This window comes from Celerinatantimonas yamalensis (genome assembly GCF_046054155.1).
In the GTDB taxonomy this organism is placed as follows: Bacteria; Pseudomonadota; Gammaproteobacteria; order Enterobacterales; family Celerinatantimonadaceae; genus Celerinatantimonas; species Celerinatantimonas yamalensis.
This window is the reverse complement of the sequence record NZ_JBEQCT010000002.1, coordinates 454,300-470,941: the sequence shown is the minus strand read 5'-3', so window position 1 is coordinate 470,941 and position 16,642 is coordinate 454,300. Positions and strand designations below refer to the sequence as shown.

The window sequence follows — 16,642 nt, the reverse complement described above, 5'->3', positions numbered from 1 at the left end:
TAGCCTGATCATTATTACCACCACCATTCGCACCATTATTGGGAGCGAAGCGGGCTGATCGTAACATCACGAATGATTAAAGGCCCGTCACACGACGGGCCTTTTTTTTATAAAAATCAGGAGTAGTTATCCATGAGGGTTTTGAAGTTTGGTGGGTCATCGCTGGCCGATGCTGAACGCTTTAATCGAGTTGCTGATATTGTTTTAAATACGTATCAGCAAGGTCGCGTGGCAGTGGTATTATCGGCGCCGGCGGGAATAACCAATCAATTAGTCGCTTTGATTGAGCATGTTGAGAACCCTGATAGTGTGCAGTACTCGCTGGATAACTTTAAGCGGATATTTACCGATCTATTTGTGGCGTTGCACCAACTTTACCCTTCCTTTGCATTGCAATCGGTGCAGCAACAACTGACCAATAAACTCCACGAACTGGCTCAATATTGCCAAGGTATGCAGATGCTTAAATGTCGCCCTGAACTGACACAGGCAGCTATTTTGGCATCGGGTGAGCAGCTCTCGGTGGTCTGCATGCAGGCGCTGTTAGCGAGCCGTGAACAAGCGACTGAAATCCTTGACCCACGCCAGTTATTTGCCGGAGAAGGTGATCCCCTACAAGCGAGCGTAAATATTAATGTCAGCCGTGAGCGGTTTGCTAAGCACCCGCTTGAAGCAACGTTTATCTATTTAATGCCTGGATTTACCGCAGGTGATAGCCAAGGTGCGCCGATGGTATTGGGGCGTAATGGCTCTGATTATAGCGCCGCGGTGCTGGCTGCTTGCCTTGATGCCGATTGTTGCGAGATCTGGACCGATGTGGATGGTGTCTATAACTGCGACCCACGTTTAGTCGCAGATGCTAAACTGCTCTCACATCTAAGCTATGCTGAGGCAATGGAACTTTCCTATTTTGGGGCCAAGGTACTACATCCACGGACCATTGCGCCCATTGCTCAGTATCAAATTCCCTGCTTAATCAAAAATACCTTCAGCCCCCAGTTACCCGGAACGTTGATTGATGCCCACCAAGCTGCGCGCTCACCACAAGCGGTCAAAGCCTTATCCAGTTTAAGTAACCTCACTATGCTGACCGTCTCAGGCCCCGGTATGAAAGGTATGTCGGGAATGAGTGGGCGAGTGTTTTCCTGCATGGCGCAGCAGAAAATTTCGGTCGTACTGATCACTCAGTCGTCATCTGAATATAGCATTAGCTTTTGTGTTTATAGTATTGATGCGATGCATGCCATTCGGGCACTGCGCGACGAGTTCAACTTAGAGCTGAAAAACCAATTATTGGAGCCTGTCGAGCAGGTTGATAATTTGGCAATTATCTCGCTTATTGGCGATGAGATGCGTGCCAGTAAAGGTGTTGCCGCGCGATTTTTTACAGCCTTAGCACAGGTCTCTATCAATATTGTCGCGATAGCCCAAGGTTCCTCCGAGCGTTCTATCTCGGCGGTGGTTGCTGATGATAAAAGTGAAGAGGCGATTCGGGCTTGCCATCAAAACCTATTCAATTCGCGCCATTACATTGATCTATTTGTGGTTGGTTGTGGCGGGGTTGGCAGTGCCTTGCTTGAGCAAATATATGCTCAGCAAAGCCATCTATTAATGCAGCAGATTGGTATTCGTGTGTGCGGTATCGCCAATAGTAAAGCGATGATCAGTGCCGCTAACGGTATTGATCTTAGCCAGTGGCAAGACGAGCTTGGTGCTCAGTGTGCCAATGGTGGGTTTGATATGCAGGTGATCTGTGAACTCGTGCGTGCGAATCACTTGATTAACCCTGTGGTTGTCGATTGTACCAGCAGTGATGATATTGCCAGCCAATACAGTGAATTTTTGGGTCGCGGTTTTCATGTGGTTACCGCCAATAAAAAGGCTAATACTGGGTCGATTAGTTATTACCGTGAATTGCGCCAACGCGCGTTAGAAAATGGCCGTAAGTTTCTCTACGACACAAATGTTGGCGCTGGCTTACCCGTGATTGAAAACTTGCAAAACCTATTAAAGGCGGGCGATCAATTGCAACGCTTTAATGGCATCTTGTCTGGGTCGTTATCGTATATCTTTGGTAAGTTGGATGAGGGAATGCGTTTTTCTGACGCGACTCGTTTAGCTCGCGAAAATGGCTTTACTGAACCTGATCCGCGCGATGATTTAGCGGGCACGGATGTGGCGCGTAAATTATTGATTTTGGCCCGTGAAGCTGGTGTGATGTTGGATCTCGATGATATTGTGGTTGAACCTGCGCTGCCACCTGAATTTGATACAAGTGGTAGCACGGATGCATTTATGGCGCGCCTTGAACAAGCCGATGAGTACTTTAATCAGTTAGTTGCAAGCGCCCAAGAGCAGCACAAAGTATTGCGTTATATTGGAGAAATTAATGATGGACATTGCACCGTGCGCATTAAGATGATTGATGGTGCCGATCCGCTGCAACGAGTCAAAGACGGTGAAAATGCATTGGCGTTTTACAGCCGTTATTATCAGCCTCTGCCATTGGTCTTAAGAGGGTACGGTGCAGGCAGTGCAGTCACCGCAGCGGGTGTGTTTGCCGATATTTTGCGCACCTTGAATTGGAAACAGGAGATTTAGAATGGCTGTTGTAACGTATGCCCCCGCATCTATTGGTAATGTCAGTGTTGGGTTTGATGTCTTAGGTGCAGCGTTGTCTCCTATAGATGGCAGCTTGTTAGGTGACCGTGTACAAGTATTTGGCAGTGATTCGTTCGCGATTGAAGTGCGTGGACGTTTTGCGGCTAAATTGCCGAGCGACCCGCGGGAGAACATTCTATTTGATTGTCATGACTATTTTAACCAGCAATTGAAATCGCGGCAGATTGCGGTGCAGTCGGTCGCGATGATTTTAGAAAAAAATCTGCCTATTGGGAGTGGGTTAGGCTCGAGTGCATGCTCGGTGGTGGCGGCCTTAGAAGCGCTCAACCAATTTTATGACGCACCTTTTGAACCGATGGCAATGCTCGCTATGATGGGTGAGTTAGAAGGCAAAATTAGTGGTAGCGTTCATTATGATAACGTCGCCCCATGCTATTTAGGCGGTATTCAGTTAATGCTGGAAAGCCAAGGTGTGATAAGCCAAGCGATCCCAACCTTTAAAGAATGGTTGTGGGTATTAGCATATCCAGGCATTAACATTTCAACAGCGCAGGCCCGCGCTATTTTGCCCGCTCAGTATCGGCGCCAAGATGTATTGACCTATGGTCGTCAATTGGCAGGGTTCATTCACGCTAGCCACACTCAGCAAGCTGATTTAGCCGCGAGCTTTTTAACCGATGTGATCGCTGAACCCTATCGACGTGCTCTGATCCCTCAATTTGATGAGGCGCGTCGCTATGCGATGCAGGCTGGGGCACTTGCCTGCGGCATTTCAGGTTCGGGACCGACCGTCTTCACGGTGGTTAATGATATGAGCCAAGCGCAGCGTATTCAAACCTGGTTTACTGAGCACTTTATTCAAAATGATGATGGCTTTTGCCATATTTGCCGTATTGACGAGCAAGGCACGCAAGTTACAGGAAACCTGTTATGAAGTTATACAATATTAAATGTCCCGATCAACAAGTGAGTTTTGAACAAGCTTTAAAGATTGGATTGGGTCGTGAGCAAGGTCTGTTTTTCCCCGCAGAGCTAATCCCACTGGATGATATTGATGCGCTATTAGAACAAGATTTTGTCACGCGCAGCAGCGCTATTTTACACCATTTTATTGGTGATGAAATTACGCTCGATGATCTCACCAAGATGGTTCAGCGCGCTTTTTGTTTTCCTGCGCCGTTGCACAAGGTCAGTGGGCAGATTGATGCATTAGAGCTGTTCCACGGTCCAACACTGGCGTTTAAAGACTTCGGCGGGCGTTTTATGGCGCAGTGTCTCAAGCACTTTGCCAGTGATAAGCCAGTTACCATTTTAACCGCCACATCAGGTGATACAGGCGCGGCTGTGGCGCATGCTTTTTATGGTATTGAAAACATCAAAGTGGTGGTGCTTTATCCAGATGGAAAAATCAGTCCACTGCAAGAAAAACTATTTTGTACGCTCGGTGACAATATTACGACTGTGGCCATCAAAAGTGATTTTGATGCTTGCCAGACATTAGTAAAACAAGCATTTGATGATGCGCCACTGCGTGAGCAAATTGGCTTGAACTCGGCTAACTCAATTAATATTAGTCGATTACTGGCACAGGTTTGTTATTACTTTGAGGCCGTTGCACAATTACCTAAAGCCAAACGCCAGCAACTGGTGTTCTCGGTACCCAGCGGTAACTTTGGCGATTTAACGGCCGGGTTATTGGCCCAAGCGCTCGGCTTACCGGTAAAACGCTTTATTGCTGCCACCAATGTCAATGACACGGTGCCGCGTTATTTAGCCGATGGTAACTGGCAGCCTAAACCGACACAAGCCACCCTATCAAATGCGATGGATGTCAGCCAACCCAATAACTGGCCTCGTATCGAAGAGTTATTTCGGGTGCAGTCACGCTCTTTAAGTGAGCTTAGTTATGGTGTTATGGATGATCGGCAAACTCGCCAAGCGGTGCAAGATCTCTATCAGCAAGGTTATTTGAGTGAGCCTCATGGTGCGATTGCTTGGCGCCAGTTAGAGACGCAACTTGAAGCCGATGAACATGGGGTCTTTTTATGTACGGCTCACCCGGCTAAGTTCCAATCAGCGGTGGAAGATATTTTATCCATCTCTGTGCCATTACCAGCCCCGCTTGCTGAGCGGATCGATCTGCCGTTGTTATCCAATTATCTGAGTGCTGATTTTGCGCCACTTAAAGCACTACTTTTAAAGGTGACTGGCTAAAATATAATCATAAAGGGATTGACCTTCGCACTAACTTTGCGCATCCTTGGCGCTTTGTAAAAACACGTGCGATAAAACGATGAGTAAAATTCTCAAAAACCTGCTCGATCTATTGAGTTTGGAACAGATCGAGCAGGGGTTATTTCGGGGTAATAGTCAGGATCTAGGGATTGGCGTGGTATTTGGCGGTCAAGTTTTAGGTCAGGCGCTCTGTGCTGCGCGTCATACTGTCCCGGATGAGCGGAGCGTTCACTCATTACATGCCTATTTTTTACATCCTGGTGATACGGCCAATCCGATTATCTATGAAGTGACGAACCTGCGCGATGGTCGCACCATTTCTACCCGACAAATTCGGGCCATCCAACATGGCCGTCCAATTTTTACCATGATTGGCTCTTTTAACACGCGCACAAAGGGGTTTGAGCATCAAGCTTTAATGCCCGATGTACCAGGGCCTGATCAGCTCCAATCAGAACAAGAGTATGCCTTTGGCATGCGTGATAAACTGCCTGTGGAACTGTGTAATCGATTTATTTGTGATAAGCCGATTGATATTCGCCCGGTACAGTTTATTAACCCACTTGAACCTGAAGCCTGTGAGGCAAAACGCTATGCATGGATCCGGGCGAATGGCGTGATGCCCGATGTGGCGGCAATTCACAATTATATGCTGGCCTATGCGTCGGATGTGAATTTTCTACCGACGGCACTGCAGCCGCATGGCCGTTCTTTTTTTGATGACGATCTGCAAGTGGCGACGATTGACCACAGTATGTGGTTCCATCAGCCATTTCGTTTGGATGAGTGGCTGTTGTATGCGGTGGATAGCCCGGCGGCATCATCAGGGCATGGTTTAGTTCGCGGGCAATTTTTCACTCAAGATGGGGTATTAGTCGCCTCTACAGCCCAAGAAGGTGTGATTCGTCCACTCGTCTCTTAATCTGCAATGACCTCCATTTAAAGATAGGGTCAGCTATTTGCCATGGCTGACCCTATTTTTTACCATCATTTGACAAATTTTCGATATATATGAAAATACTGCGTTGTTATTGAATTTAAATTTGGTCAATGAAATGGACGCCACTGATTTTTGTTTTCGCCGATTTTTATCGAAAAGTCTATGGGTTATTGTCTTTGCTTTGGCGGTACATGCTTCAAATATGAGTAGTGCTGATCTGCGTGGTGATGCGATCGTCTATGCTTCGATAGCCAAAAATATTCTGACCTTGCACTCGCCGCTCATTTTGCATTTTGATGGGGCGACATATCTAAATAAACCACCGCTGTTTTTCTGGTTAACCGCACTGAGTTTGTCTGTGTTTGGCTATACTATTTTTGCGGTAAAATTTGTGGCCGTGCTCACGGCCATACTATTAAACGTTGCGCTGTTTTATCTATTTGTTCGCATCGCCCGCAGTTATAACCTCGGTTATTTGGCTATTTTTTGCGTCAATACCACCTATGTGATCTACAAAAATGCTCATGATGTGCGCATGGAAAGTTTGTCTGCGCTGCTGATTACCGTGTCACTTTGTTTTTTATGGCATTACCTTCGCTCGGCGAAGTGTTGGCATTTGCTGTTATTTGGGCTGATGAGTGGTTTAGCGGTAATGACCAAAGGGTTTTTGGGGTTGTTGCCGTGGGCTGTTTGGCTGCTTTATCTCTGTCTCCCTCTGGCCAGAGAACTTAGAACTAAACGTCTGTTTTGGCATAGCATCGCCGCTTTTGGCCTTTTTTTGGCAACATTTTTGTGGTGGTATGTGTACATTTCGTTGCACACCAACTTTTTTCATCATTTCTTCTATGATGAGGTGATCGCTCGCCTGTTTGATGGTGGGCTACAAGCGCAAGAATCGGTGCATTACCATAGCAAACCTGTGTACCAATACCTGCTCTATATGTGCCGAGATTATTTCTTGTATTTACCTTTTTTTATCTTTGGTTGCTATAAATGCTATCAAAATAGCCATCAGTTTGACCGCAATGGCTTGACATTAATTGCTATTTTTACGTTGCTGAGCTGGCTTGCGATCCAAGTTATCTCAACCCGCGCTGAGCGTTACCTCTTTACCTTTTACACCACAGCGGCGTTTTTCTGTGCTTTTGGTATCGCTTCTATCCCTCAGTTAAAGAGGGTTCAGTTTGTCAATTGGCTCAAAGTACTCGGCATCAGTTATATCATTTTTATTCTCGTCGCTCCCATGAAATTATCGTGGAACAGCTACCGGTCGCTGCGTGATCTGAAGCAGTTAAGCTACAATGCCAATATTCCGATTGCCATTGAAAATCGATTGCTACCTGATTATGGTGATAGGGCGGGGGTTGAGTTCTTCTTAGGAAATGAGTTTGTGAATGCGCCACCCCAAGGGCGTTATTTTACGGTGCTACCTAAGTCTTATCAGGGGGATCTAAACTATCTGTTGATTAAACGTACACGACAGCTCTTGATCGTCTTGGTTGAACCGTCAACTTTTAAGGTGATGAGTCAATCTGAGTGATTTAGAACATGTTGTGAGCGCGCAGAGGCTTGGTTTGCAAGGTAAATAAAAAGCCGCGATGAAGCGGCTTTAAAGTGATTAAATCACTCGGATCTTACATTTTTTCAGTAAATGTACGGGTAATTACATCTTGCTGTTGTTCGGGTGTCAGAGAGTTAAACCGTACGGCATAACCTGATACACGGATAGTCAGCTGTGGATATTTTTCAGGATGTTTCACCGCATCTTCTAGTGTTTCACGGCGCATGACATTGACATTTAGGTGCTGACCACCTTCAACGAGAGGTGCCGCGCGTAGTGGAATTTCACGATACTCAATGGCACCTAATTGCGCCATAGATACGACTTGATCTTCATCATACAGACCATCTTTGACACACAGGCAACGAGCTTGTTCATTCGCTTCGTCGAGTAACCAGAAAGAGTTCAGTAGTGCATCATTAGTTGCTTTAGTGATTTGAATACCCTTAGTCATGATATGCTCCTATTGCTATCTACCTAAGTAAAGCTGACCTGTCTGCTCTTCACCTGATCCATATCACAAATTAGTAATATAAGATGTCTTAGACAAGCCTTTGATTGACCTCAATCAATATTGTTCATACTAACATGGTTTATTAACCATTAAAATTGTATGGTTATATGTAGTTTAAATACATCTTTGCGAGGATGCTTTGATCTAGATAAAGGTTTATGTGAGTTAGCCGAGTTAAGGTTAAGTTGTATTGAGGTATTCGTTAAAGGCTCTCATGCTGATTGGGCACACTTGCCCCTTCGTGTGTTGATGACACTCATCGGGGCAAGATTAAGCGGCTTTGTTATGGCGGTAAACAGCAACGTTCATGATTCTCGCTTAATCGCCTTAGGCACTTGATTGCGCTTTGAGCCAACTTATTTCCTCTGCCCATAATGTGTCGTCAATAGTTTCGAGGATAAGCGGAATGCCCGTAAAGCGTACATCTTGCATGATCAAACGAAAACACTCGCGACCGATATGACCTAATCCTAAGCTGTGATGGCGATCCAATCGAGAGCCAAGGTCGCCTTTACTATCATTAAGATGCATCGCTTTAAGATAGTCAAAGCCAACGATTTGCTCAAATTCATGGAAGGTTTCAAGCCATCCTTGCGGGGTTTGCAAAGGGTAGCCGGCGGCAAAAGCATGGCAGGTATCGAGGCAAACTCCCACCCGCTGTTTATCATTAACTTGATCGATGATGGTGGCTAATTGATTAAAATTCCAACCGAGATTTGAACCTTGGCCAGCGGTATTTTCGATAACAGCGATAACCTCAGGGACGTGTTGATGGGCTAAATTAATCGATTCACTGATCTTGGTTAAGGTTTCTTCTTCACTTTGTTTGCGAAGATGAGAACCCGGATGAAAATTAAGCAACTTGAGTCCTAGCTGGTGGCAGCGCTGCATCTCATCGATAAATGCGTGGCGTGATTTTTCCAAGGCACCCTGCTCGGGGTGACCTAAATTGATGAGGTAGGAATCATGAGGCAGGATCTGTGCGGCGCTAAATTGATAATGTTGGCAATGGTCTTTAAAGCGCGCAATGGTGTCGGCGGTTAAAGGCGGGCTTTGCCAGCGGCGCTGATTTTTCGTAAATAGTGCAAAGGCGCTAGCGCCAATTTGAGCGGCATTAACAGGGGCATTAAAGACACCACCTGCGGCGCTAACATGAGCTCCAATATAGTACATAATATTCGCATGAGTCGGTTGTAGTGTTAGTGTAATCAGCTAGTAAATGAATGGCTAGTCTTGTCCTTGTTGATGCTCATTCGTATGCTATCGACTTTAAAATAATATGATGAGATTAAAATGATGAGTGAGACCTCTTGGACACCTATTTTAGGTGAACAGAAAAAACAGCCTTATTTTCAGCAGGCGATGGCCTTTGTGAGCGCAGAGCGAGCCGCGGGCAAGGCGATTTACCCGCCGCAAGATGACGTATTTAACGCGTTCAAATGGACAGGGTTAGATGACGTGAAAGTGGTGATCTTAGGGCAAGATCCTTATCATCAGCCGGGTCAGGCACATGGCTTGTGTTTTTCTGTTCAGCCCGGTGTTCGAGTGCCACCATCGCTAGTGAATATCTATAAGGAATTAAGCCAAGATATTGCCGGATTTCAAATTCCTCAGCACGGTTATCTTGAATCTTGGGCCCGTCAAGGCGTATTGTTATTAAACACCGTATTAACCGTTGAGTATGGCAAGGCCCATTCGCACGCTAAATGTGGTTGGGAACAATTCACCGATGCTGTCATCAGTCAATTGAATGACCATTGTGATGGGTTGGTTTTCATGTTGTGGGGTGCTCATGCGCAGAAAAAAGGGACGGTGATAGACCCGCAGCGCCATTGCGTGTTAAAAGCGCCGCATCCCTCTCCGTTGTCGGCTCACCGCGGGTTTTTAGGATGCCAACATTTTTCGAAGGCAAACCAATATTTACAAGAACAGGGCAAATCTCCGATTCACTGGCAATTACCATTGAACATGGCTCAATGATCTATAATTGTGCCATGAGGAGGAAGTAGCCATTCGGTTTAATGAGCGGTGGGCGTGGTCGTAAGTTAAGCAACGTAAGTCATCGCAGGGTTGGACGTTACAGGAGTTGCACAATGTTAGATAGCATCAAAAAGGATCACATCAATATCTCATCACTATTACGGGTATTGGAGAAAAAGTTACATTTGATCCGTAGTGGACAAGCTGTGAAATATAAACTTATTGCCGATATAATCACTTACATGCGCGATTATGCGGATAAATATCATCACCCCAAAGAAGATGTGATTTATGAATACTACCGTAAATACCGATCTGACAGTGAACAGCTGTCGAATCGGTTAGCCCAAGAGCATGAACAGCTCTGCCAATTGACGGTAGAGTTAGCCGATGTGCTCGATCTTATTTTATTGGATGCGGTGATCCCGCTGGATCAATTTAGCCAAAAATTGGAAAAATATATTCAGCTGCAATGGGATCATTTAAATTATGAAGAAAACGAAGTTTTCCCTATATTAAAGCAGTCATTACTTGCTGATGATTGGCGTAATATTGAACAAAATTGGGATTATTCTGGCGTTGTTGATCCGCTCTTTGGGGGGCTGGTTGATAAACAATTTCAGGAGTTGTCCGAACGTATCCATATTTCTGAAAGTTAATTCGTTTGTCGATTTAAAGTCTGCCGCTTTGGCTTTATCTTTACATCAAGGTGTGATTCTCTAAACTAGTGATATGTTTAGTTTAGAGAATCATCTTTTATGTATCGATTGATTGCCCTTGATATTGATGGCACAACGCTGAATTCAAATCACCAAATCTCTTCGCGAACCATCCAAGCTATCCATGCTGCTCAAGCTGCGGGTGTGGTTGTCGTATTAGCTTCAGGTCGCCCAGTTGAAGGGATCTTGATGCATCTAAAAACCCTTGAGCTTGATCAAGATGGTCAGTTTGTTATTAGTTATAACGGGGCGTTGGTTCAGCAGCTTGGTAGTACGTTGGTGCTGGGAAATCATCAATTAACCGGCCGTGATGCCAAACGCATTGGCACCATGGCGCAAGAGCTCAATGTACATACCCATGCTTTTAGTTTACAACGGGGGCTGATTACGCCAAAGCTCAGCCATTACACCGAGCATGAAGCGTTCATGAATGAGATCACCTGTACGACACTGAACTATGATCAGCTCGATGATGACGAGCCAATGGTGAAAGTGATGATGATCGATGAAGCCGACCTCTTACAAAAGGCAGTCAATAGGCTGCCAGTGACTTGGCACCAAGATTTTAGCGTGCTGCGCAGTGCCCCTTATTTTCTCGAGTTTATGCACCCGTCTGCGAATAAAGGGGCGGGGGTAGCGGCGTTGGCTGAGCACCTTAATATCGCTCGCGAGCAAGTGATTTGTGTGGGTGATGCCGGGAATGATCACCATATGCTGCGCTGGGCAGGACTTGGTGTGGCAATGGGCAATGCCGATGAACAAACCAAAGCACTAGCAGATTGCGTGACCGCAACCAATGATGAAGATGGCGTTGCTCAAGTGATAGAACGGTTTGTTTTAAATCAAGACTAGTGGCGTAATTTGCACCTAGAATAAGTCGATTAGCTCTCGCTGAGGCCTCTTTAATGAGGCCTTTTAGGGAGTGGCGTTATATAGTGAGATATATAATGAATGATGCAATTCTGACAACATTGTTGCCATTACAACTACAAATTAGCGGGCATCCACTGGTCAGCGAGCAGCGGATCTGCTTGTTGGAGGCTATTGAACGGCATGGCTCATTAAATGCAGCAGCGAAAGCATTGCCAATGTCGTATAAGGCGGCGTGGGATGCTTTAGACACCATGAATAACTTAGCTGAGCAGCCATTAGTGATTCGCCAAAGTGGCGGGCGTCATGGTGGAGGAACGTTGCTGACAAGCGCTGGACGACAACTCATCCGAATATATCGGGCGCTGCAATTGGAATATCAGCATTCGTTAGCGCAACTGCGTGCTTTAGTGCAAGCGCAGCCTGATCTGCAATTAGATCAAGTACGCCGGATGTTACGCCAGATGCATTTTCAAAGTAGCGCTCGCAATCAGTTCAGCGGCAAAGTTATAGCGCTTCGCCAGCATGGTGTGAATGCGCAGGTGGTGATTGGCGCAGGGGATGATTTTGAGCTTAAGGCATCAGTGACCAGTGAATCGGTCAGCGAGCTCATGTTAACCCCCGGAACACAAGTGTTAGCGCTGATTAAAGCGCCGCAACTGAAAGTTTATCGTCTTGATGCGCTAACGCGTCGCCCAGCCAATAACTATGTGGGCGAGATTATCCGTATGTTACCGGATGCGCGTCACTGCCAACTCAGTATTGCGGTCGGTCAACATAAGCGTCTTGGCGCATTGATTACACAGGCGCGCTCACAGCAGTTAGCGCTTCAATTAGGACAGACTGTCGGCGTTGGGTTTTCACCTGCATCGGTAGTATTGTGCCGTTATGATATCTAACAGAAGGGATTGAATGATGAATATAAAAGTCGGGGTGATAGCAGGGGCTGCGTTGTTGGTGGCATGGCAAACGCAAGCCACTGAGGTGAATGTTGCTGTTGCTGCTAATTTTTACAAACCGCTACAATTGTTGGTGGCTGATTACCAAAAGCAAAGTCATGATAATGTCGTATTAAGTGTTGGTTCAACGGGAAAACTCTATGCGCAAATTGTCAATGGCGCACCATTTGACCTGTTTTTAGCCGCTGATCAGCGCCGGCCTCAAAAACTGGTTAAAGATCACCAGGGCGTTGCTAGCAGTGAATTTACCTATGCCCAAGGGCGTTTAATTTTTTGGTCTAAACAGCCCGATTTAATCGCGCAAAACTCTGACTATTTAAAATCAGCAACATTCAAACAATTGGCTATTGCCAACCCCAAAGCGGCCCCCTATGGCGCAGCCTCGGTCACTGTGCTGAAAAAACTCGGTCTATACAAACAGCTTCAAACGAAACTAGTTTATGGGCAAAATATTGCACAAACGTTCTCTTATGTGAACTACGGTAACGTGAAGCAAGGCTTTGTTGCCTTGTCACAAGTGTATCGTGACGGTAAATTATCGCAAGGTTCAGGCTGGATTGTGCCCAATCAGCTCTATACGCCAATTCGTCAAGATGCCGTGTTGATCAGCAATAGTGTGCACAAGGCTGCTGCTCAATCCTTTTTAAATTATTTGCAAAGCGCTAAAGCGCAACAAATCATCCGTTCCTTTGGCTATGATATCCCCAAACATAACCAATAAATTCTTCATTTCAGTGAGTAGAACAACGAGCAGGTACTATCACCGATGTTACAAAGTGATCTAGCCGTTATGGCTTTAACCTTAAAGTTAGCTGTTATTGTCACGCTGGTCTTATTGATCGGCACCACTCCGTTGGCTTGGTGGTTGTCGCAGACACAAAGCCGTATGAAATCGACTATTAGCGCTATTGTCTCATTACCGCTCGTTTTACCGCCTACGGTGTTAGGGTTTTATTTGCTGCTCTTAATGGGACCGCAAGGTCCCATTGGTCATCTTACGCATTGGCTGGGCATTGCCCAGTTACCCTTTACCTTTACTGGTATTGTGATTGGTTGCGTGATCCATACCTTGCCGTTTGTCTTGCAGCCACTACAAAATGCCTTTGCTGCTATGGGGTCACGGCCGATGGAAGTAGCGGCCACGCTGCGGGTTGCGCCTTTACGGGCATTTTTTAAAGTGGCATTACCGTTAGCTCGCCCCGGTTTTTTTTCAGCTGCTATCTTAGGCTTTTGCCATAGCATCGGTGAATTTGGCGTGGTGTTAATGATAGGGGGAAATATCCCGGGTCAAACACGCGTCATGTCGGTGGAAATTTATAATCATGTTGAAGCGCTGGAATATGGCCAAGCGAATCAACTTGCCGCAGTGCTAGTGGCGTTTTCGTTTGTGGCATTGCTCATCACTTATATTCTCAATGGGCGAATGAAACAGCGCGTGAGGCAAGCATGAGTGAGTTAAAAATCCGTTTTAAGCGTCAGCTGCGTGAATTTTGCTTAGATGTTGACGAATCCTTGCCTGCGAGCGGGATCTCCGTATTATTTGGCGCTTCAGGCTGCGGTAAGACCACGATTTTACGCGCCTTAGCGGGTCTTGAACGTTTGCCCAATAGTTATTGTCAGTTGGCTGATCATTGTTGGCAAGATGAATCTCGGCGACTATTCGTACCCACTCATCGGCGCGCGATTGGTTATGTGTTCCAAGAGGCCAGCTTATTTGATCACTTAGATGTGCGCGGCAATCTAGAATTTGGCTGGCGTCAGGTGGACAGGACACAGCGGCAGAGCCGTTTTGATGATATTTGTCAACTGCTGGGCATTGAAGATAAGCTCAAGCGTCGTCCCTATTCGCTTTCTGGAGGCGAACGCCAACGGGTTGCGATTGCTCGAGCCTTGTTGACCTCACCTGAATTGTTGCTCATGGATGAACCGCTTTCAGCTTTAGATTTGGCCCGAAAGCGAGAGTTTTTGCCTTATCTGGAACGATTACATCGTGAGCTGAAAATTCCGATTGTGTATGTTAGCCATGCGCCTGAAGAGGTCATTCGTCTTGCCGACCATTTAGTGTTAATGGAGCAAGGCTCGGTGCGATTAAGCGGGCCGCTACAACAAACTTTGCTCAATGTACAAAGCGCCCATTTGTTTGCCGATGGAGCCAGTAGTGTGATCAATGCGGTGGTGACAGGCCATCATGACGGCCTTACTGAACTATCAAATGGCAAGGTGATATTGTATTTATCCAAGCGTGATTTGTCAGTGGGAACGCCTATTCGCTGTCGCATTTTTGCCAGTGATGTCAGTATTAGTTTAACGCAGGCGCAAGACAGTTCAATCCTTAACCGGCTGCCGGCGAAAGTGGTGTCGATTGACTCGGCTGCAAACGCTGATGAACGACTGGTCCGTTTGCGTCTGCATCATGATGAAGGCCCTGAATTGCTTGCACAGTTGTCAGGGTACTCGTGTAGACATCTTAAACTCGCACCAAACCTACATGTTTGGGCGCAACTTAAAGCGGTTGCTATTTTATAGGGGAAGGCTTGATGCCATTGCCGTTAGTATTTGAGCATGACGATTTTATTGTTTTAGATAAGCCTGCTGGGGTTAGTTTTCACTGCGAAGAGAATGAACTTGGATTAGCCCAGTTGGCGAACCAACAATTTGGAACGCTGTGGCCCGTACATCGCTTAGACAAACTGACCTCTGGGCTGATTATATTTGCCAAAAGTGCCCAAGCTGCAGCACTGTTTCAGACGCTATTTGCCAGCCATCAGATGAATAAATACTATCTTGCGTTGGCCTATGGCAAACCAAAGAAAAAACAGGGCATGATCACAGGGGATATGCAAAAAGCGCGCTCTGGGAGTTGGATGTTGATGCGCACTCTTGAAAACCCTGCCCGTACGCGTTTTATCAGCCAATCTTTAGGAGATGGTCTTCGGGGATATTTACTGCGGCCCTCTACTGGGCGAACGCACCAACTGCGGGTGATGATGAAAAGCTTAGGTACTCCGATTTTAGGCGATGAGCGTTATGCTGGCTTGCGAGCTGATCGCGGGTATCTGGATGCCTTTGGTCTTCAGTTCAATTGGCAAGGGCAAGCCATTGAAGTGATGCGGCTACCCAATCAAGGTGAGCTGTTTCTAGTGCATCAGAGTCAACTTACCGAATGGCTCCCTCCGTGGCAACAATTCGCGTTGAAATGATGAGTATGATTAGCTTGATGCTGATGATTCAGGTAATGAACAGCGGAGCCGTCACTCTCGATGCCAGCGCTATGGATTCAAATAGTGACGAGTTGATTGACAGCTGAAGGTGAATGTTAGACAGTTAATTGACCCTAATTTTGACCCTTTTATTTTGCTCTTTAAAAAGTTTATATAAAACAATCAATTAAAAAGTGCTTAAAAATTTGGGTTAAAACCTCATTTTTTAGCTAACCTATTGGTGTCATTTATTTATTTTGATTGACGCTCTAGTTCACTGCCGCACAGGCAGCTTAGAAATTGCAGAGCAAAAAGACCAGTCCATATTCGACGTTCACTGCCGCACAGGCAGCTTAGAAAATAAAGAATCCATAATCTTGAATTGAACCAGAGTTCACTGCCGCACAGGCAGCTTAGAAATCGAAGACGATGAAAAAGAAGACACAACTTTAGTTCACTGCCGCACAGGCAGCTTAGAAATGTAGAAAATGAGTTATATGAGTTTTGGTCTAAGTTCACTGCCGCACAGGCAGCTTAGAAAAACACAAATACTCAATCTGACAAGCTAAGCACGTTCACTGCCGCACAGGCAGCTTAGAAACATCTGCGTCAGGAGTTATTGGCCTGACACCTGTTCACTGCCGCACAGGCAGCTTAGAAAAATGTGGATCATCAATAAATTTCTCAGGATTTGTTCACTGCCGCACAGGCAGCTTAGAAATCATCGTTAATTTTTATCCCGTTTAATCCCAAGTTCACTGCCGCACAGGCAGCTTAGAAAACAGGGGCGAATACCAAAACAGTCGAACTTAAGTTCACTGCCGCACAGGCAGCTTAGAAATCAATAGAACGACTGGTCACCGTTTTGGTGATGTTCACTGCCGCACAGGCAGCTTAGAAATGCAGCCGTCTTTTATTATTGCCAATGGTCAAGTTCACTGCCGCACAGGCAGCTTAGGTGACGAAGGATCGAAACACAGTTTCGCAGCCTGAGGAAGTGAGGTCATGGATGACCGATGTGAGCCGCTCCAGGGAAGGATTG

At 46.1% G+C, this 16,642-nt stretch carries 15 protein-coding genes and 1 CRISPR repeat array; of the genes, 13 read left to right on the top strand and 2 right to left on the bottom strand.

The window, feature by feature from the left end:
* The first annotated feature begins 132 nt into the window (after positions 1-132).
* The 5 genes from thrA (at position 133) to ABUE30_RS06615 (ending at position 7,337) form a co-directional block, all read left to right on the top strand.
* Positions 133-2,601: a bifunctional aspartate kinase/homoserine dehydrogenase I gene (gene thrA / locus ABUE30_RS06635; protein WP_408622928.1), complete on the top strand. Its 2,469-nt coding sequence runs from the start codon at positions 133-135 to the stop codon at positions 2,599-2,601.
* 1 nt (position 2,602) lies between these two features.
* Positions 2,603-3,556, top strand: a complete 954-nt coding sequence (gene thrB / locus ABUE30_RS06630; RefSeq protein ID WP_408622927.1) for a homoserine kinase — start codon at positions 2,603-2,605, stop codon at positions 3,554-3,556.
* Positions 3,553-4,836 carry a threonine synthase gene (thrC, locus tag ABUE30_RS06625; protein ID WP_408622926.1) on the top strand — a complete coding sequence of 428 codons (1,284 nt, stop codon included), beginning with the start codon at positions 3,553-3,555 and terminating at the stop codon, positions 4,834-4,836. Before thrB ends, thrC begins: the two co-directional genes overlap by 4 nt.
* A gap of 79 nt (positions 4,837-4,915) precedes the next feature.
* A complete protein-coding gene (gene tesB, locus ABUE30_RS06620; protein ID WP_408622925.1) occupies positions 4,916-5,779 on the top strand; it encodes an acyl-CoA thioesterase II in 864 nt (287 codons plus the stop codon).
* Between the two features lie 103 nt (positions 5,780-5,882).
* Positions 5,883-7,337 (top strand): ArnT family glycosyltransferase, encoded by a 1,455-nt coding sequence (locus ABUE30_RS06615; protein WP_408622924.1) that lies wholly within the window; start codon positions 5,883-5,885, stop codon positions 7,335-7,337.
* Positions 7,338-7,431: 94 nt separating this feature from the next.
* Here the strand turns inward: ABUE30_RS06615 and grcA are convergent, their stop codons facing one another.
* Together grcA and nfo are read right to left on the bottom strand one after the other, a co-directional pair.
* A complete protein-coding gene (gene grcA / locus ABUE30_RS06610; protein ID WP_408622923.1) occupies positions 7,432-7,812 on the bottom strand; it encodes an autonomous glycyl radical cofactor GrcA in 381 nt (126 codons plus the stop codon).
* Between the two features lie 387 nt (positions 7,813-8,199).
* Positions 8,200-9,045, bottom strand: coding sequence for a deoxyribonuclease IV (nfo, locus tag ABUE30_RS06605; protein WP_408622922.1), 846 nt, complete (start codon positions 9,043-9,045; stop codon positions 8,200-8,202).
* Positions 9,046-9,168: 123 nt separating this feature from the next.
* Between nfo and ung the strand changes: the two genes are divergently transcribed.
* The 8 genes from ung to ABUE30_RS06565 all read left to right on the top strand — a co-directional run bounded on the left by ung (position 9,169) and on the right by ABUE30_RS06565 (position 15,600).
* On the top strand, positions 9,169-9,852 hold the full coding sequence (gene ung / locus ABUE30_RS06600) for a uracil-DNA glycosylase (RefSeq protein ID WP_408622921.1): 684 nt from the start codon (positions 9,169-9,171) through the stop codon (positions 9,850-9,852).
* Between the two features lie 113 nt (positions 9,853-9,965).
* On the top strand, positions 9,966-10,511 hold the full coding sequence (locus ABUE30_RS06595; RefSeq protein ID WP_408622920.1) for a hemerythrin domain-containing protein: 546 nt from the start codon (positions 9,966-9,968) through the stop codon (positions 10,509-10,511).
* Between the two features lie 99 nt (positions 10,512-10,610).
* Positions 10,611-11,423, top strand: a complete 813-nt coding sequence (locus ABUE30_RS06590; protein WP_408622919.1) for a Cof-type HAD-IIB family hydrolase — start codon at positions 10,611-10,613, stop codon at positions 11,421-11,423.
* A gap of 95 nt (positions 11,424-11,518) precedes the next feature.
* The gene (locus ABUE30_RS06585; RefSeq protein ID WP_408622918.1) at positions 11,519-12,340 is read left to right on the top strand and encodes a TOBE domain-containing protein; all 822 of its coding nucleotides are present in this window, start codon (positions 11,519-11,521) and stop codon (positions 12,338-12,340) included.
* 16 nt (positions 12,341-12,356) lie between these two features.
* Entirely contained in the window at positions 12,357-13,121 is a 765-nt protein-coding gene (gene modA, locus ABUE30_RS06580) for a molybdate ABC transporter substrate-binding protein (RefSeq protein ID WP_408622917.1), read from the top strand.
* A gap of 45 nt (positions 13,122-13,166) precedes the next feature.
* Positions 13,167-13,850 (top strand): molybdate ABC transporter permease subunit, encoded by a 684-nt coding sequence (gene modB / locus ABUE30_RS06575; RefSeq protein WP_408622916.1) that lies wholly within the window; start codon positions 13,167-13,169, stop codon positions 13,848-13,850.
* Positions 13,847-14,926: a molybdenum ABC transporter ATP-binding protein gene (gene modC / locus ABUE30_RS06570; RefSeq protein ID WP_408622915.1), complete on the top strand. Its 1,080-nt coding sequence runs from the start codon at positions 13,847-13,849 to the stop codon at positions 14,924-14,926. Before modB ends, modC begins: the two co-directional genes overlap by 4 nt.
* Positions 14,927-14,937: 11 nt before the next feature.
* Complete coding sequence (locus tag ABUE30_RS06565; RefSeq protein ID WP_408622914.1) at positions 14,938-15,600, top strand: TIGR01621 family pseudouridine synthase; 663 nt, start codon at positions 14,938-14,940, stop codon at positions 15,598-15,600.
* Between the two features lie 272 nt (positions 15,601-15,872).
* Positions 15,873-16,561: a CRISPR direct-repeat array (repeat unit 28 nt; unit sequence GTTCACTGCCGCACAGGCAGCTTAGAAA).
* Positions 16,562-16,642: the final 81 nt, after the last annotated feature.